Below are 16,886 nucleotides of genomic sequence, written 5' to 3' on the forward strand. Positions count from 1 at the left end.
GCACGCCGCATGCATGACTGGCAACATTGCAGCGATCCAGCTATTATTTTGCTCGAGCCCGTGAATAGGAGTGGATCTTGAGTCTTGTATCGTTTTCTACATGGCGCAATGCGCGCCGCAGCCCGGCGCCTGCTGCGCCCCGCTCGATCGTGGCAGTGGGGCTGGCCGCCGCACTCCTGTCCGGCTGCACACAGACGACCCCGGTCAATCCATTCGCGGCGATGCCCGACAACGAGACCACGGCCCCGGTCGTGAACGCCAAGTCCTGCCGCCAGCCGGTTTATCCACCGGACGTGCTGGCCGCGAAGGTCGAGGGCACCGTCACGCTCGCTTTCCTGGTGAAGGCCGACGGCACGGTGCGCGAAGCGGTCGTGCGCAAGACCAGCGGCAACGCCACGCTCGATGAAACGGCGCGCGCGGCGCTGGCCAAATGCAGGTTCCAGCCGGGCACCGTGAACGGCGCTCCCAAGGAGCAATGGACCGAATTGCCGTACGTCTGGAAGATGGATTGACTGGTCTTCGGCAGGCATCAACGACAAAGGGCGCTGTCAAGCGCCCTTTGTCGTTGAACACCTGAGGCTTACAGCGCCGACGTATCGAGCTCGCTGCCGGTGGCCGCCACGATCTGGTCGCGGCTCACGCCCGGCGCCAGTTCGACGACCTTGAGGCCCGTATCGGTCACGTCGATCACACCCAGGTCGGTGATGATGCGGTCGACCACGCCCACGCCGGTCAGCGGCAGGTCGCATTTCTTGAGGATCTTGTGGCTGGTGCTGCCGTCCTTGGCGGTGGCCACGTGTTCCATCACGACGACCACGCGCTTGACGCCGGCCACTAGGTCCATCGCGCCGCCCATGCCCTTGACCATCTTGCCCGGAATCATCCAGTTAGCCAGGTCGCCGTGTTCCGAAACCTGCATCGCACCCAGGATCGCCAGGTTGATCTTGCCGCCGCGGATCATGCCGAAGGAATCGGCCGAGCTGAAGTAAGCGGCGCCGGGCAGCGCCGTCACGGTCTGCTTGCCGGCGTTGATCAGGTCGGCGTCGACTTCATCGTCCGTCGGGAACGGGCCGATGCCCAGCAGGCCGTTCTCGGACTGCAGGAAGACTTCGATATCCTTGGGTACATAGTTGGCGACCAGGGTCGGCAAGCCGATGCCCAGGTTCACATAGAAGCCGTCCTGCAGCTCCTGGGCCGCGCGGGCGGCCATTTCATCACGAGTCCATGCCATGTTCTTGTCTCCGAAGTCGTTGGGTCAGGTGCGCACGGTGCGCTGTTCGATGCGCTTCTCGGGCGTCGGATTGTGGACGATGCGGTGCACGAAGATGCTAGGGGTGTGCACCTGGTCCGGATCGATCTCGCCGATCTCGACCAGTTTCTCGACTTCGACGATGCAGACCTTGCCTGCCATGGCCACGTTCGGATTGAAGTTGCGCGCGGTCTTGCGAAACACCAGGTTGCCGGCGCGGTCGGCCATGTAGGCCTTGACCAGGGACACGTCCGGGAACAGCGCGTGTTCCATCACATAGTGTTCGCCATTGAATTCGCGGGTTTCTTTACCTTCGGCGACGATGGTGCCGTAGCCGGTCTTGGTGAAGAAGGCCGGGATGCCGGCGCCGCCGGCGCGCAGCTTCTCGGCCAGCGTGCCCTGCGGCGTGAACTCGAGCTCGAGTTCACCGGCCAGGAACTGGCGCGCGAATTCCTTGTTCTCACCCACATAGGACGAAATCATCTTCTTGATCTGGCGCGTTTCCAGCAGCTGGCCTAGGCCGAAACCATCGACCCCGGCGTTATTGGAAATGGCGGTGAGGTTCTTGACGCCCGAATCGCGCAGCGCCGCGATCAGGACTTCTGGAATGCCGCACAGGCCGAAGCCGCCCACGGCGATGGTCTGGCCGTCTTGAACGATGCCGGCCAGAGCCGAGCGCGCGTCAGGATAAACTTTATTCATACCCGTCCCTTTTATAGGTTAAGCCAAAGCTCTTGTGTACTACTGAGTAGACTCTCAGCATAGAATACGTGACAACGAAGCACAATACCGTAGAACTACGGCCCATTCCAACTCATACCACCGCGCATGAACACTGCTGTCGATCTACCTCAGATGAATCCGCCTTGCGCCATCGATTACGAGATGATCTTCCAGCACGCGCCGGTGGGCATGTGCGTGTCGGTCGACCGCGTAATCCAGACCTGCAATGGCGCGCTGGCCGCGATGTTCGGCTATGCCGGAGGCCAGTTGCAGGGGCAATCGTTCAGCATCCTCTATCCAACGATGGATGAGTTCCTGCGCACGGGCGACCGCATCATCCCCATCATGAACGCCAGGGGCCGCTATTCGGATGAGCGCATCATGCGCCGCGCGAATGGCGAGCTGTTCTGGTGCCACGTGACGGGGCGCGCGCTCGACCCGCTGGAGCCGCTGGGCGCCGGCGTGTGGACGTTCGAGGATGTGAGCGAGAAACGGCCGGTGACGGCCGAATTGACCCCGCGCGAGCGCGAGATCGCGGCGCTGCTGGTCGAAGGGAAAACCAGCAAGGTGATCGCACGCGATACCAGCCTCAGCCCGCGCACGGTCGAGATGCACCGGGCCAGCCTGATGCGCAAGTTCGCGGCGTCGACTTCCTCGGAACTCGTCAACAAGCTGGTCGGGGGACGTTGAACGGGCTTACTCGGCCGGCGGCAACTCCGCCCGCAACACCTCTGGCAACGGCGCCGACTTGCCCAGCCTGAAGTCAACCCACACCACCTTGGCCGCGCCTTCGGCATGCAGTTCGCCCGGCGCGCCATCGGCCCCGATCAGCCGGATCTCGTGCGACACCTCGACGCTCGAGCGGCCCGGCGGCGACACGAAGGTGCGCACCTCGATCTCGCCCGGATAGGTCAGCTGCTTGAGGAAATTCATCGACGCATTGACGATCACGGGACCTTCGCCGCGCGCATCCGGCAAGCCGCCGACCTGCTCCAGCCAGGCAATGCGCGCCGTCTCGATGTAGCGGAAATAATTCGTGTTGTTGACATGCCCCATGGCGTCCATATCGCCCCAGCGGATCGGCATGCGCATGGTGTGTACCAGCTTCTTGCTGCTCATTACTATCTCTGCTTCTATAGAATTTATTGCGCCGTCATCCCGTCATCGGCCGTGATGATGGCGCCATTGATGAAATGGGCTTCTTCCGCCGCCAGCAGCAGGAGCAGCCCGTCGAGGTCTTCCGGCTTGCCCGGACGCTTGCGCGGCAACATCTCGATCAGCTTGCGGCCCGGCTCGGTGTCGAAGTAATCCTCGTTCGAATCGGTCGCGATATAGCCGGGGCAGATGGCGTTGACGTTGATGCCGTACTTGCCCCACTCCACCGCCATCGCCTTGGTCATCTGCACCACCCCGGCCTTGCTCATGCAATACACGCCGATCTGCGGCAAGACGCGCAGGCCGGCGACCGACGCGATATTCACGATCCGGTGCTGCTTGCGCGGGTCGCCCTTGGCGCGCGCGATCATGCGCTTGGCGGTCTGCTGGGCCATGAAGAAGGCGCCGCGCAGATTGGTGTCCATGATGTAGCCGTAGTCGTCCTCGCCCACGTCCAGCAGGCGCTGGGTGGTCGAGACGCCGGAGTTGTTGACCAGGATGTCGATCGGCCCGGCCTCGGTCTCGGCATGCGCGATCGCCGCCTTGATGCTGCCCAGGTCGGTGACGTCGAGGCGCACCACGTGGGCCGCCCCGCCGTCGGCCTCGATCTCGGCCCGTAATTCCTTGAGGCGCTCGACCCGGCGCGAGGCCAATACGACCTGGGCCCCGGCCCCGGCCAGCGCTTTCGCGAAACGCGCGCCGAGTCCGCTCGACGCACCGGTGACCATCGCAATCTTTCCTTCGAAATTGACTTCAATCCCCACGTCGGCTCCCCGGCTGCTGTCGCATTAACCCATTGCGAAAGCATAATGATCCCACAAATGCCGGGTATTAGATTGCCTCATCTAATATTGCCTTTACAATGGCGCGCAAGTTGCATTCAACAGCAAAAACCCGCACACTCGTGCTATTTTCTAGACCGCCTCACTGAGGGCTTACAAAAACCATGACAGAGACAAACAATCTTCTCGAACAATACGGACCGCGCGAAGCCATGGAATACGACGTCGTGGTCGTCGGCGGCGGCCCTGCCGGCCTGGCCGCGGCGATCCGGCTCAAGCAGCTCGCAGCCGAGAAGGGCCAGGAGGTGTCGGTCTGCGTGCTGGAAAAAGGCGGCGAACTCGGCGCCCACATCCTGTCGGGCGCGGTGATGGATCCGCGCGCGCTCAATGAGCTCATTCCCGACTGGAAAGAAAAGGGCGCGCCGCTCAATACGGCGGTGACCGAAGACCGCGTCATGTTCCTGACCGAGACCAAATCGTTCTCGACCCCGGTATTCGCCATTCCGCCGGCCTTGAAAAACCACGGCAACTACATCGTCTCGCTGGCCAATGTCGTGCGCTGGCTGGGCCAGCAGGCCGAAAGCCTGGGCGTGGAAATCTTCCCCGGCTTCCCGGCCGCCGAGATCCTGTACCACGAGGATGGCTCGGTCAAGGGTGTCGCCACCGGCAATATGGGCGTCAACCGCGAAGGCGAGCCCGGTGCGGACTTCCAGCTCGGCATGGAATTGCACGCCAAGTACACCTTCTTCGCCGAAGGTTCGCGCGGCCACCTGGGCCGCCAGCTGATGGCGAAATATGACCTGAACAAGGGCAAGGACCCGCAGACCTACGGCATCGGCATCAAGGAATTGTGGGAAATCGACCCTGCCAGGCACCAGCCGGGCCTGGTGATCCATACGGCCGGCTGGCCGCTGCCGAACGACACCTATGGTGGCTCGTTCCTGTACCACCTGGAAAACAACCTGGTCGCGGTCGGCTACGTGGTGGGCCTGTCCTACCAGAACCCGTACCTGTCGCCGTACGAGGAATTCCAGCGCTACAAGACCCACCCGGACATCCGCGGCTTCTTCGAGGGCGGCAAGCGCATCTCGTACGGCGCGCGCGCGATCACCGCGGGCGGCCTGCAATCGCTGCCCAAGACCGTGTTCCCGGGCGGTGTTCTGATCGGCTGCGACGCCGGCTTCCTGAACACCAGCCGCATCAAGGGCAGCCACGCGGCGCTCAAGACCGGCATGCTGGCCGCCGAAGCCGCGTTTGCCGCCCTGGGCGAAGGGCGCCAGGCCGACGAACTGGCCGCCTTCCCGGCCGCGTTCGAACAATCGTGGCTGCATGAAGAGCTGCACATCGCGCGCAACTTCAAGCCGTGGATGAGCAAGGGACTGATCCTGGGCACGATCATGACCGGCATCGACCAGATCGTATTGCGCGGCAAGGCCCCATGGACCCTGCACCACAAGCATGCCGACCATGAGGCTCTGCGCCCGGCCTCGCACTACAAGCCGATCGCCTATCCGAAGCCGGACGGCAAGCTGACGTTCGACAAGCTGTCGTCGGTGTTCATCTCGAACACCAACCACCGCGAGGACGAACCGGTCCACCTGACGCTCAAGAACCCGAGCGTGCCGGTCGACGTCAACCTGGCCAGGTATGCCGGTCCGGAACAGCGTTACTGCCCGGCCGGGGTCTACGAGTTCGTCAAGCGCGAGGATGGCGGCGACCGCCTGCAGATCAACGCCCAGAACTGCGTGCACTGTAAAACCTGCGACATCAAGGATCCGACCCAGAACATCGTCTGGGTCACGCCGGAAGGCGGTGGCGGCCCCAACTACCCCAATATGTAAGGAGCGGGCGATGGCGACCATCACGCTGCACACCCGATTGCGCGCCGTGGCGGCCGCCGGCCTGCTGGCCGCCGCCTTCACGCCCGCTTCCAGCCTGGCCCAGGACGGCGCCGCGCAAGAGCGATTGCGCAGCGCCGTCCTGCTCAGCCATGAGATGGCGGTGGAACCGAACATCACCTACCTGCACGCGAGCGGCCAGGACCTGAAACTGGACGTCTACCGCCCCTGGCGCGACAGCACCGCGCGCCGGCCGGTGGTGCTGCATTTCCACGGCGGTGGCTGGGTCGCCGGCAACCGCGAGAGCCGGGCGCTGGCGGCCCTGCCCTACCTGCAGATGGGCTTTGCCGTCGTCAACGTGCAATACCGGCTGGCGAACGTGGCACTGGCCCCTGCCGCGGTCGAGGATACCTTGTGCGCGCTGCAATGGGTTGGCCGCAATGCCGAGCGTTACCGCTTCGACCTGGAGCGGGTCGTGACCACCGGCGATTCGGCCGGCGGCCACCTGGCGCTGGCCACGGCCATGATTCCCCCCGACTCGCCCTTGGCCAATCAATGCGCGTCGACCGAACCGACCTGGAGCGGCCCATACCAGAACGCCGCGCCCAAGGTGAAGGCCGTCGTCAACTGGTATGGCATCACCGACGTGGCCGACATGCTGCAGGGTCCGAACATCCGATCGTATGCGGTCGCCTGGTTCGGCAGCCTGCCGGGGCGTAGCGACCTGGCCAGGGAATTGTCGCCGCTGACCCATGTGCGCGCCGGCGGGCCGGCCGTGTTCACGATCCACGGCGACGCCGACAAGCTGGTGCCTTACGCCCATGGCCTGCGCCTGAAAAGTGCGCTCGACAAGGCAGGTGTGAGCAACGTCCTGCATACGGTGAAAGGCGGCGGCCATGGCGGTTTCAGCGCCGAGCAGCAGGTGGGCATCTTCGGCGAAATCCAGGCCTTCCTGCACCGGCAAGGCGTGCTCATGGCGCCGCGCTGACCTTGTGGCCACGCCCTGCGGGGCTTCCAGCACTACTGCTGGCTTTGTCCGAAGAATCCTACGCAACCTCCGCCAATCCGCTGATTGGCGGGGTTCGCCATCGGCGTAGCATGGGAACTCCAGACACCAGTGCAAGGAAACGAACATGGGTGAAAACAAAGGACATAGCGATAAAGCGCCGAGCTACCCTGAGTTGGATGAGATGGGTTCCGCGGCAAGCCGCGCCGGCCAGAGTGCCGGTAATCAACAGAACGCCGGGAACCAGCAAGATGCCGGCCAACAGCAAGGCACTATCCAGCAGCAAGGCAATAGCCAGCAAGTCAATGAGCAGCAAGACGTCGGCAACCAGCAAGCCGCCGGCGGACAACGGCAGAACCAGCAAAAAGGTGGCCAGCATGCTTCGGGCGGCACGCCCGCACTGGACGACCTGAACGCCGACCTCGACAGTCGTCACCGTGGGTCGCTGGGCAACGCTTCCCAGCAAATGGACCAGACGAGCGGCTGGGACGGCAAGCAGGACAAGAACCGTTGACGTGGCATCGACCACGCATGGCGCGGCCCGCACAGCGAGCCGCGCCTGCTATTTTGTCGGTCGTGCGCTAGCGCGTCGCGCTACTGGCGTCGACGCCAAACCACTTGAGCGACAGCCGGCGCAGCGTGCCATCGGCGCGCGCTTCACCCAACACCTTGTCGACCGCCGCCTTGAATTGCGGGCTGCCCTTGCGAAACGCCACACCGATGCGGGCGACCTCGCCCACCCTTGGCCCGGCCTTGACCGGCAGCTGGGAATGCTTCAACAAATAATTGACCATCAGGCTGTCGTCGAGCGAGGCGTCGATGCGGCCGAAGGCGAGGTCTTGCAGGTTTTCGGGCACGGCGGGATAGTTCCTGACCTCGATGCCCGGCACCGCTCTCGCATGCTGTTCGAATACGCTGCCATGGCGCACGCCCAGCTTGCGGCCCTTGAGGTCGTCCAGGCCGCGGTAGTTGGCGCGCTCGTTCTTGCGCACGATGAGCTGGAAGCGCGAATAAGTATAGGGAATGGAGAAATCGTAGGCTTCCTGGCGCGCGGGCGTGATGATCACCTGGCTGATGGCGGCGTCGACCTTGCCGGCCGCGACAGCGGGCAGGATGGCGCTCCATTCGGTAAACACGAACTGCGGCCTGAGGTTCAGGCGGCCGGCGACCAGGCGGGCGACCTCGACGTCATAGCCGGTCAGGTGGCCGCTTGCCGGATCCTTGAAATTAAAGGGCGGATAGGTGCCCTCGACGGCGATGCGCAGCGCGCCGCGGGCCCTGGCCTCGCTCATCAGGTCCGCCGCATGCGACGGTCGGGAGAAAGTCAGCGCCATTCCTGTCGCCAACCCCAGGGCCAGGACGGCGCGCCGTCCCGCCATGCTTACTGCCTCGCACATCAACCGTGACCTCGTATTTCGGTAAAAGTCACTTTATAACCGAAAAACGCGATCGGTGACAGCTACGCCAGGGTAATCCGCTTCTGTTCACGCGCCGAACGGTAAACAGCTTCGATGATGCGGATGTCGCGCAGGCCTTCTTCGCCCGGCACGATGGTCTCGCGATTGTCCTTCACGCACTGCGCCATATGGTCGAGCTGCCCGACCCACTGGTTGGCATAGGGCCCGGGCGGCGGCGTGACCAGGGTCTTCTCGCTGCGCTCGCCGCCGACCCACATGCGCTGGCCGCTGTAGGCCGTGGCCGGCTCCAGTTCGATCCGGCCCTTGTCGCCCATCAGCACGAACTGGTTGCGGTTGGCGCTGTACATCGACATGCACGAGCCGATGACCCCGCTCGGGAATTCAAGCTGGAAATCGATCATGTCTTCCACTTCGCGGAAACGCGGATCGCTGCGGTCGGTCGTTTCCTTGGCAAACACCGCCACCGGCTCTTCACCCGTCATGTAGCGCGCCGCCTGCAGGGCGTAGATGCCGATGTCCATGAGCGAGCCGCCGCCCGACTGCGCCTTCTTCATGCGCCAGGTGTTCGGGTCGCGCGCGACGAAACCGTGCTCGGACCGGAAGTAGCGCAGCTTGCCGATGGCGCCGCTGCGCGCCAGGCGGATCGCCTCGACGTTGTGCGGCTCGAAGCGCGAGCGGTAGCCGAGCATCAGCTTCTTGCCGGCCTTGCGGCAGGCGGCGATCATTTGTTCGCATTCCGGCACGCTGAGCGCCATCGGCTTCTCGCACATGACGTGCTTGCCGGCTTGCGCGGCGCGCACCGTGTACTCGGCATGCATGAAGACGGGCAGGCAGATGTAGACGATGTCGATGTCGGGGTTGTCGCGGATGCTGTCAAAATTCTGGTAGTCGTAGATGCCGCGCGCGGGCACGCCGTACTCCGCCGCCACTTTCCTGGCCTTGGCCGGGTCGCCGCTGACCAGCGCCACCAGGCGGCTGTGCTGGCACTCCTTGAACTGGGGGATGATCCGGCCCAGTCCGTAGCCGCCCAGGCCCACGACCGCGTAGCCCAGCTTGCGTTCAGGGTTGGCCCAGGCCGGCATGCCCACCGCGCCCGCCGCCAGCACGCCACCGGCGGCCATGACCAGGCCGCGCCGATTCAGATCGATCATTCTTGTCTCCTCATGGAATTGTAGTTCGCTTACCGTGCCGACCGTGGCCCGGGATATCATTGTTCCGTTACTAAGGATACAATCGATTCGATTGAAATGGTAGCGTTAACACCGCGTTTGCCTGCCCGATACCGATAAGGAGATGTTTGATGATTCGATGCCGCCCTTCCCGTTTCGCCCCCGTCGTTCGCGTCCTGCTCGCAGCAGGCGTGGCGGCCGCCCTGCCCGCCGGCGCACTGGCCGCCAGCTGCAGCGGCAAACCGCCGTCGGGCGAACTCAAGGCAAAGCGGATCGCCGCGATCAAGCCGACGCGCAGCGAACCCGGCTTGTACGAGGGACCGGTGTGGATCAGGGATGCGCTGTATTTCTCGGACTTCAGCTTCGGCGCCGGCTTTCCTTCGCGCGTGCGCAAGTTCTCGCCCGACGGCGTGGTGAGCACGGCCATCGAAGATGCCGGCAGCAATGGCCTGGCGGTCGACGCCGATGGGGCGCTGGTGGCCGCGACCCACAAGTACAAGGCCATGTCGCGCTACGATATCGCCACTGGCCGGCGCGCCGACGTCGCCACGCGCTACCAGGGCGAGGCCTTCAATTCACCGAACGATATCGCGATCGCGGCCGATGGCACGATCTATTTTACCGACCCGGACTACCAGAAGGCCGCGGCGCCCGGCGGCCAGCCGGTGACCGGCATCTACCGGATCGCGACTGACGGCATCGTCACCCTGGTGGACGGCACGCGCAAGAATCCGAACGGGATCGCGCTGTCCCTGAACGGCGACACCCTGTACGTGAACGCGAGCGACGGCGCGGTGCGCGCCTACCCGATCAAGGACGGCGTGCCGCAGGCGGGCCACGACGTGATCAAGGGCATCGAGAATGGCGACGGCATGACGCTCGACTGCCACGGCAACCTGTATGTGACCGAACACGCGCCGAAGCGGGTGCGCGTGTTCACGCCGCAGGGACGCCAGCTGGCCACGATCCGCACGGACGCCAACGTCACCAACGTCGCTTTCGGCGGCGCCGATGGCAAGACCCTGTACATCACGGGCGCAGCGGCCGTGTGGCAGGTGCGGCTGGACGTGACCGGGCTGCCCTACTGATCCGCTACCAGGCGCGGCGCCCGGCCGCGCCGAAGTTGTGGCCGGTCACCAGGGTCGTACTTTGCACCAGCATCGACAGGCCCAGGATCAGCTGCACCAGCTTGTCGTCCGGCAGCACCCAGAACTGGCCACGCGGCTGCTCGACATTGGTGGCGGCCATGATCAGCGGCGCGATCCAGGAGGCGTCCTGGTCGACGTCGAGCACGATCGCATCTTCCGTGGTCTGCATGTGGACGGTGCCGCCTTCGGCCAGCGTGAAGCAGATCCCGACGCCGGTTTCCTGGGGACGGATCATCTCTTGCATGGCGCTATTGTGTTCGTCGATCCAGAGCTCGACGTCCTGCGGCGTCTCGAGCGGCGTCCAGGGGCGGGGTTTGAAGCGGGGTTGGTCGGACGGAAGGTTCATCTGCTGCATGATTGAAGAAACGGACCATATCTTACGGGATTTCGAGCGCCCGCGCCCGGCCCGGCGAGCGCTTTCCCGCCGTGCCCGGGTGTGTGACAATGCTTGCTCGACAATAGCAAAGGTGTTGAAGGTGAAAGCTGTCCTTGCCGCGCTCGTCCTGTCCCTGCCCACCCTATCCGCCCTGGCCACCGCGGCACCGCCACCCTACGTCCTTGCCAATACCGAAGTGCGCGACGTGCGGGCAGGCACGCTGGGCCGCGACTACCAGGTGTTCGTCGCCCTGCCGGATTCGTATGCCACGAGCAAGCGCGCCTACCCGGTCGTATTCGTGGCCGATGCCGACTATGCCTTCCCGGTGGTGCGCAATATCGCGTCGCGCCTGAGCCGCCATGCCGGCATGGAAGAAGCCATCGTCGTCGGCCTGTCGTATGCGAAAGGCGACGCCGCCGTGTTCAGCCGCCGCCGCGACTATACGCCCACCACGCCGCGCAAGCACGCCTACCGCTCCGACATGCCGGGCCGCGCGCCCGCCTTCGGCGCGGCGTCCGCCTATGGCCGCTACCTGCGCGGCGAAGTCCTGCCCTTCATCGCGCGACACTACCGCGCCGACATGGGCCGCAAGATCTTTGTCGGCCACTCCTACGGCAGCCTGCTGGGCTTGCAAATGATGCTCGATGCGCCGCGCAGTTTCGACCACTACATCCTCGGCAGCCCATCGCTATGGTTCGACGCCGGCATCATGTTCGACCGGGAACAGGCGTATGCCGATGGTCACAAGGACTTGCCGGCCAGCGTGTTCCTCGGCATCGGCAGCCTCGAGACCCTGGCGCCGGGCGCGAAACGGTCGCGCTCGGAAGAACATGCGGACATGGTGGCCGACCTGCGCGAATTCGACGCGCTGCTGAACAAGCGCGGCTACCGCAATCTTCGTACGCGCCTGAAGGTGTTCCCCGGCGAGGACCATGCCAGCGTCCTGCCCATGGTGGTCACCCATGGTTTGCGGGCCTATCTGACGACACAAAAGAAATAGCCCCGCGCGCGACGCCCGGCTGACTGACCGACGCCGTACGGATCGATATCCAGGAGCTGTTTATACTGCCCAGTACGAAAAGACGTGTCGCGAACGGTGTGATGTTGACGGGATTGCTGCCCTACCTTGCGGTGCCGGGCCATATCGCGTGGGCCGTCATGTGCGGCGTATTTCCGGTACTGGTGATTTTCCCGATCACCGCCGCCAGGCTGAGGCGATGACGTCTTCTTTCGGCGCCAGTCGTGCGCCGCCCTAGGCTAGATCGAGCGTCACCAGCCGCACGTCGACCTTCCCGTCGTCGATCAGCAATTCGCCGACCGAGACCGGCAGCGTGAAACGCCGCCGTCCGGCGGCGCCGGGATTCACATACAGCACGCCGCCGCGCTCCTCGCAGGCCGGCTTGTGCGAATGTCCCGTCACGACGACGCGCACGCCGGCGTGGACCGGGTCGATGGCGAGTTCATTGAGGTCGTGCAGCATGTGGATGGTGACGCCGCCCAGCGTCAGGGTGGCGGTCTCGGGCACGGCCTGCGCCCAGGCGCCGTGGTCGTTGTTGCCACGCACGGCCGTCAATGGCGCCAGGGCCGCGAGCTGCTCGAGGAGATTGGCGCCGACGATGTCGCCGGCGTGGAGAATGTGGTCGCTGCCCCGCAGGAAATCCAGCGCCTGCGGACGCAGCAGCCCGTGCGTGTCGGAAATAAGGCCGATCCGCACGGGCGTCACCATTCAGTGCCGCTTGCTGCCGGCCATCTTGGCCGTGGTATAGATCGAATACAGCGCGGCCAGGCCCACCACCACATACACGATGCGGGTCAGCGCCGAATCCGGGCCGAACAGCGTCGCGACCATGTCGACCTCGAACAGGCCGACCATGGCCCAGTTGAGACCACCGATGATCAGGAGCGCCATCGCGATATAGTCGAGCGCCGACATCGCCGAGCGCTCGCGCCCCTGGACGTTGACGCGACGATCGGGAACGGACCGGCGGTCCATGGTTGGTGCATTGATTGTTGCCATCACAGCCTCCTTGGAAAGACGTGGGACAGCCGGGGCATCCTGCCCCGGCACCTGACAACAATATTATCCGAAGTCACCGGACACGCTCGCACGCATCGGCGGCATGGCGGGTCACCCCTTCCAGCTGCGCTCCAGGCCCGTGTCGGCGTGAATCCAGCCGCCGCGCGGGCCGGATCGGTAGTAGTAGCCCACGCCGCCGCCGCGGAAGCTCTTGATCAGGCCGCCGAGCACTTCCTCGTTGAGGCCGGCGATGCGGATATCGGCCGCCTTGCCCACCATGTGCAGCGACTGGCGCGCCGCCGGGATGCCGGCCTCGCGCAGGCGCTTGTTCGATTCGGGCGAGCGGTACCCGGACAGGATCTCGAGCGGCTGCAGCAAGCCATAGCGGGCGATGAAGGCCTGGGTGCTCCACAGCATCTCGAGCAGCTTGGGATCGATCCTGGCGGAGGCCTTGCCGTTGACGTCGCGCAGCAGGTGACACAGCTGCTCATAGGCTGAGTCGATGACTTCGCCGTCCTTCCAGTACAGCACGCTGGCGCGCTCGCCGCTGGCCGGACGGGTCACGGACAGGGTGCGCGGCTTGACCCAGAAGTCCAGGTCGAGTGCCTGCGAGTCGAACAGGTCGGGCGGCGGCTGGAGGTCGGTGGCGGCGGCGATCAGCGGCGTGCCGAAGGCGCCCAGCGCGGCGAGACGCGCACTATGGTGAAGGAATTCTCTGCGTGAAGCCATGGTTGGGGATCCGGTACTCGACAATTGCGATGCGACGTACTATAGCGTATCCGACAAGCATGCAGAAGTGTTCAGGAAGCGTGCAATTGTTACCGCATTGTTGCAAATAGGCGCAAATGGTGGGCGCAGTGCTTCGACTTGCCTTTGAGTATCATTCGCTACAGCTGCAGAAGCGCTTGCGCGCGGGATCGCATTCGCCGTCGAGGCGCTTCCACAACAGGTCGCATTCGAGGCCATAACAGGCCTTTTCTTTACCGGCATTGATGTAGCCGTGGCGCTCGAAGAACATGCTGGCGCCGGACGGACTGTGCAGGTGCAGCTTGCTGATGTTCCAGCCGCGCGCCTGCTGCTCCACCGCGTCAAGGAGCGCGCGGCCGACGCCGCAGCGCAAGGCGTCCGGCAGCACATAGCACAGCGCCACCTTGCCGGCCTGCGTCAAGAGGGTCAGGCCGACCAGTTCGCCTTCGCTCTCGGCGACCACCGCATAGTTGGTGGGCGAGGAAAACCAGGTGACGACGTTGGCCGGCGTCTTGTTGCCCAGCCAGGCGTCGAGCACGCCGGGCTGGTTCTGGTGGTCGGCGCGGCAGCCCTCCTGGATCGAACGGCGCAGCAGATTGCAGGCAGCCGTTGCATCGCCAGGGACAGCCCTGCGGATTTCAATACGCGTGGACATCAATCATGTATTTGGAGACGGATGGGAACGAACGATGACGCAGCATCGCACGACCTCGACTATACACCGAAAGTAATAGACCCTGCTGGCGACGCGGACAACGCCGGTCGCTGCATAACCATATGACGAAAGTATCGTTCCGTTTGCAGCGTGGATTAGGGAACATGCACGCAATCACTACCACTTTCAAAGCGAGAAAAACAATGCGCGACTCCACCCCGAACACGCTGCGCCGCTCCCTCCTGGCACTGGTCCTGGCCGCCGGCGGTGTCCTGCCGCTGCACGCCGGTGCCGCCAACGCCGAACTGCTCAATGTGTCGTATGACGTAGCGCGCGAGCTCTATAAAGAGGTCAATCCGGCCTTCATCGCGTCGTATAAACAGCAGACCGGCCAGACACTGACCATCAAGCAGTCGCACGGCGGCTCGAGCAAGCAGGCGCGCGCCGTGGCCGACGGCCTCGCGGCGTCGGTGGTCACCATGAACCAGGCAAACGACATCGACATGCTTGCCGAGCGCGGCCTGGTGACGAAGGATTGGGCCAAGAAGTTTCCGAACAACGCGGCGCCTTATTACTCGACGATGGTATTCCTGGTCCGGAAAGGAAATCCGAAGCAGGTACGCGACTGGCAAGACCTGGCGCGCCAGGGTGTCGCCGTGGTCATTCCCAATCCCAAGACCGCCGGCAATGGCCGCTATACCTATCTGGCGGCCTGGGGTTCGGTGATCAAGAAAGGCGGCACTGACGCGCAGGCACGCGACCTGGTCGCCAAGATCTTCAAGAACGTGCCGATCCTGGATGGCGGCGGCCGCGCGGCGACCACCACTTTCACCCAGCGCCAGATCGGCGACGTGCTGGTGACCTTCGAGAACGAGGTCAGCCTGGTGCGCCAGGAATTCGGCAACGATTTCGAGGTCGTCTATCCGAGCAGCTCGATCCTGGCCGAGTCGCCGGTGGCCGTGGTGGACAAGGTGGTCGACCGCCTCAACGTGCGCCAGCCGGCCACCGCTTACCTGAACTTCCTGTATTCGCCGGCGGGCCAGGAAATCGGCGCCAAGCATTTCATGCGCGTGCGGTCCGAATCGGTCATGAAGAAATACGCGGCCAACTACAAGCCGATCAGCCTGTTCACCGTGGACGAGGTATTCGGCGGCTGGAGCGCCGCCCAGAAACGCCATTTCAACGATGGCGGCGAGTTCGACAAGATCTACACGGCCAAGTAAGTTCCTCAGTTCCGGGAAAGCCCTGCCTTGCGCAGGGCTTTTTGCTTTGTGCACAGAAATTAATCACTCGACATTTCTATGTGACATTAATCGTTAATTCCATGCATTCAGGTCGTCACATTTCCGCCATAAAATGCTGCCCCATAGGGGAATTTGCTTGTGCGCCATAGACATGCAGCTGGGATGGATGATATTGTCCTTACTCTAGTTGCCCTAGAGACAGATGTTGATCTTGCGCCACCTTGGCGCCCCGACGTTCAACCTCAACCCCAGACTCCAGACAAAGAATGATCAAGAAACTGTTCGCAACGGTCCTGATGACGTTTTCGGCTGCGGCATTCGCCGTGCCGTTCGGATCGCAATCGGTGCTCGTCGTGGAAGACGAGACCGGCAAGATCCTGCTTGAAAAAAATGCCGATACCGTGATGCCGATCGCGTCGCTGACCAAGCTGATGACGGCGATGGTCGTGCTCGACGCCAAGCTCGACATGGACGAGCAGATCGAGATCGACCGTGAAGACGTCGATCGCGTCAAGTTCAGCAGCTCGCGGGTGCCGGTCGGCGCCAGCATTTCGCGCCGCGACGTGCTGCACCTGGCCCTGATGTCGTCGGACAATCGCGCCGCCGCCGCCCTCGCCCGCACCTTCCCGGGCGGCAAGGAAGGCTTCAAGGCCGCCGTGCGTCGCAAGATCAAGTCCCTGGGCATGACCCAGACCGAGATCGAGGAACCAACCGGGCTGTCGCCGCACAACCGCTCGAATGCGGCCGACCTGGTCAAGATGGCCGCCGCCTCGAGCCGCTATCCCGAGATCGTGCGGATGACCACCGAGACCAAGGAAATCATCGACATCAACGGCCGCGGTGTCGAGTACCGCAATACCAACCGCCTGGTCGGCGCCAAGGGCTGGGACGTCGGCCTGTCGAAGACCGGCTTCACCAATGAGGCCGGCCGCTGCCTGATCATGAACATCACCGCCGCCGGCAAGAAGGCGACGGTGGTGCTGCTCAACGCCGGCGCATCGTCGGCGCGCATCATGGACGCGCTCAATATCCGGCGCTACATCACGGGCGACGAGCCGGTGAGCAAGGTCGTGCGCGCCGCGCGCGGCGGCCCGCGCCTGAAAGCCAGCGCCGGCAGCGCGAAGGCCAAGGCCCGCGCCAAGTCGAAAGCGGCCAAGGCCAAGCCGACGAAGAAACGCACTTCCGCCAAGGTCAAGTCCACGCGCAAGCGCCGCAACTGAGCGCGGCGACACCAGATACCGAAGGGGCCGCAAGGCCCCTTTTTTCATGTCGCGGCAACCTTCGCCGAGCGCGGCTCGATGGCCGAAGGCGCGACATGCTGCCCGAGGGACGCATGCCTGGACCTGCCGCGCGCGACGG

General features: G+C 64.1%; 20 protein-coding genes. 9 read left to right on the forward strand and 11 right to left on the reverse strand.

The window, feature by feature from the left end; all coding sequences use genetic code 11:
- Window positions 1-77 precede the first annotated feature (77 nt).
- Window positions 78-512 carry an energy transducer TonB gene (locus tag AC56KW_RS05820; RefSeq protein WP_497169781.1) on the forward strand — a complete coding sequence of 145 codons (435 nt, stop codon included), beginning with the start codon at window positions 78-80 and terminating at the stop codon, window positions 510-512.
- A gap of 68 nt (window positions 513-580) precedes the next feature.
- Here the strand turns inward: AC56KW_RS05820 and AC56KW_RS05825 are convergent, their stop codons facing one another.
- Window positions 581-1,231, reverse strand: coding sequence for a 3-oxoacid CoA-transferase subunit B (locus tag AC56KW_RS05825; protein ID WP_497169782.1), 651 nt, complete (start codon window positions 1,229-1,231; stop codon window positions 581-583).
- Between the two features lie 24 nt (window positions 1,232-1,255).
- The gene (locus AC56KW_RS05830) at window positions 1,256-1,951 is read right to left on the reverse strand and encodes a CoA transferase subunit A (protein WP_497169783.1); all 696 of its coding nucleotides are present in this window, start codon (window positions 1,949-1,951) and stop codon (window positions 1,256-1,258) included.
- Window positions 1,952-2,104: 153 nt separating this feature from the next.
- On the opposite strand from AC56KW_RS05830, the gene AC56KW_RS05835 reads away from it, so the two are divergent.
- Entirely contained in the window at window positions 2,105-2,662 is a 558-nt protein-coding gene (locus AC56KW_RS05835) for a LuxR C-terminal-related transcriptional regulator (RefSeq protein ID WP_497169784.1), read from the forward strand.
- A gap of 6 nt (window positions 2,663-2,668) precedes the next feature.
- On the opposite strand, the gene AC56KW_RS05840 is transcribed toward AC56KW_RS05835, so the two are convergent.
- The gene (locus AC56KW_RS05840) at window positions 2,669-3,091 is read right to left on the reverse strand and encodes an acyl-CoA thioesterase (protein ID WP_497169785.1); all 423 of its coding nucleotides are present in this window, start codon (window positions 3,089-3,091) and stop codon (window positions 2,669-2,671) included.
- 23 nt (window positions 3,092-3,114) lie between these two features.
- Window positions 3,115-3,891 (reverse strand): SDR family oxidoreductase, encoded by a 777-nt coding sequence (locus AC56KW_RS05845; RefSeq protein WP_123069242.1) that lies wholly within the window; start codon window positions 3,889-3,891, stop codon window positions 3,115-3,117.
- 182 nt (window positions 3,892-4,073) lie between these two features.
- Here AC56KW_RS05845 and AC56KW_RS05850 point away from each other — a divergent pair, with 182 nt between their 5' ends.
- The 3 genes from AC56KW_RS05850 (at window position 4,074) to AC56KW_RS05860 (ending at window position 7,267) form a co-directional block, all read left to right on the forward strand.
- A complete protein-coding gene (locus AC56KW_RS05850) occupies window positions 4,074-5,750 on the forward strand; it encodes an electron transfer flavoprotein-ubiquinone oxidoreductase (protein WP_497169786.1) in 1,677 nt (558 codons plus the stop codon).
- Between the two features lie 10 nt (window positions 5,751-5,760).
- Complete coding sequence (locus AC56KW_RS05855; RefSeq protein ID WP_497169787.1) at window positions 5,761-6,735, forward strand: alpha/beta hydrolase fold domain-containing protein; 975 nt, start codon at window positions 5,761-5,763, stop codon at window positions 6,733-6,735.
- 145 nt (window positions 6,736-6,880) lie between these two features.
- Window positions 6,881-7,267 (forward strand): hypothetical protein, encoded by a 387-nt coding sequence (locus AC56KW_RS05860; protein WP_497169788.1) that lies wholly within the window; start codon window positions 6,881-6,883, stop codon window positions 7,265-7,267.
- 67 nt (window positions 7,268-7,334) lie between these two features.
- Here the strand turns inward: AC56KW_RS05860 and AC56KW_RS05865 are convergent, their stop codons facing one another.
- On the reverse strand, window positions 7,335-8,150 hold the full coding sequence (locus AC56KW_RS05865) for a transporter substrate-binding domain-containing protein (protein WP_497169789.1): 816 nt from the start codon (window positions 8,148-8,150) through the stop codon (window positions 7,335-7,337).
- Window positions 8,151-8,212: 62 nt separating this feature from the next.
- The gene (locus AC56KW_RS05870) at window positions 8,213-9,322 is read right to left on the reverse strand and encodes a Gfo/Idh/MocA family protein (RefSeq protein ID WP_497169790.1); all 1,110 of its coding nucleotides are present in this window, start codon (window positions 9,320-9,322) and stop codon (window positions 8,213-8,215) included.
- A gap of 149 nt (window positions 9,323-9,471) precedes the next feature.
- Between AC56KW_RS05870 and AC56KW_RS05875 the strand changes: the two genes are divergently transcribed.
- A complete protein-coding gene (locus AC56KW_RS05875; RefSeq protein ID WP_497169791.1) occupies window positions 9,472-10,428 on the forward strand; it encodes an SMP-30/gluconolactonase/LRE family protein in 957 nt (318 codons plus the stop codon).
- Between the two features lie 4 nt (window positions 10,429-10,432).
- Here AC56KW_RS05875 and AC56KW_RS05880 read toward each other — a convergent pair whose 3' ends face one another.
- Window positions 10,433-10,834, reverse strand: coding sequence for a hypothetical protein (locus tag AC56KW_RS05880; RefSeq protein WP_497169792.1), 402 nt, complete (start codon window positions 10,832-10,834; stop codon window positions 10,433-10,435).
- 130 nt (window positions 10,835-10,964) lie between these two features.
- Between AC56KW_RS05880 and AC56KW_RS05885 the strand changes: the two genes are divergently transcribed.
- Window positions 10,965-11,864, forward strand: coding sequence for an alpha/beta hydrolase (locus AC56KW_RS05885; protein WP_497169793.1), 900 nt, complete (start codon window positions 10,965-10,967; stop codon window positions 11,862-11,864).
- Window positions 11,865-12,116: 252 nt separating this feature from the next.
- Here AC56KW_RS05885 and AC56KW_RS05890 read toward each other — a convergent pair whose 3' ends face one another.
- The 4 genes from AC56KW_RS05890 to AC56KW_RS05905 all read right to left on the reverse strand — a co-directional run bounded on the left by AC56KW_RS05890 (window position 12,117) and on the right by AC56KW_RS05905 (window position 14,283).
- Window positions 12,117-12,590 (reverse strand): metallophosphoesterase family protein, encoded by a 474-nt coding sequence (locus tag AC56KW_RS05890; protein ID WP_497169794.1) that lies wholly within the window; start codon window positions 12,588-12,590, stop codon window positions 12,117-12,119.
- Window positions 12,591-12,881 (reverse strand): DUF378 domain-containing protein, encoded by a 291-nt coding sequence (locus tag AC56KW_RS05895; protein WP_497169795.1) that lies wholly within the window; start codon window positions 12,879-12,881, stop codon window positions 12,591-12,593.
- 111 nt (window positions 12,882-12,992) lie between these two features.
- A complete protein-coding gene (locus tag AC56KW_RS05900; protein WP_497169796.1) occupies window positions 12,993-13,610 on the reverse strand; it encodes a YcbK family protein in 618 nt (205 codons plus the stop codon).
- Between the two features lie 151 nt (window positions 13,611-13,761).
- Window positions 13,762-14,283 (reverse strand): GNAT family N-acetyltransferase, encoded by a 522-nt coding sequence (locus AC56KW_RS05905; RefSeq protein WP_497169797.1) that lies wholly within the window; start codon window positions 14,281-14,283, stop codon window positions 13,762-13,764.
- A gap of 203 nt (window positions 14,284-14,486) precedes the next feature.
- Here AC56KW_RS05905 and AC56KW_RS05910 point away from each other — a divergent pair, with 203 nt between their 5' ends.
- Window positions 14,487-15,506, forward strand: coding sequence for a sulfate ABC transporter substrate-binding protein (locus AC56KW_RS05910; protein WP_497169798.1), 1,020 nt, complete (start codon window positions 14,487-14,489; stop codon window positions 15,504-15,506).
- A gap of 287 nt (window positions 15,507-15,793) precedes the next feature.
- On the forward strand, window positions 15,794-16,747 hold the full coding sequence (locus tag AC56KW_RS05915; protein WP_497169799.1) for a serine hydrolase: 954 nt from the start codon (window positions 15,794-15,796) through the stop codon (window positions 16,745-16,747).
- Window positions 16,748-16,886 lie beyond the last annotated feature (139 nt).

The organism is Telluria sp. RT2P19, assembly GCF_059685725.1.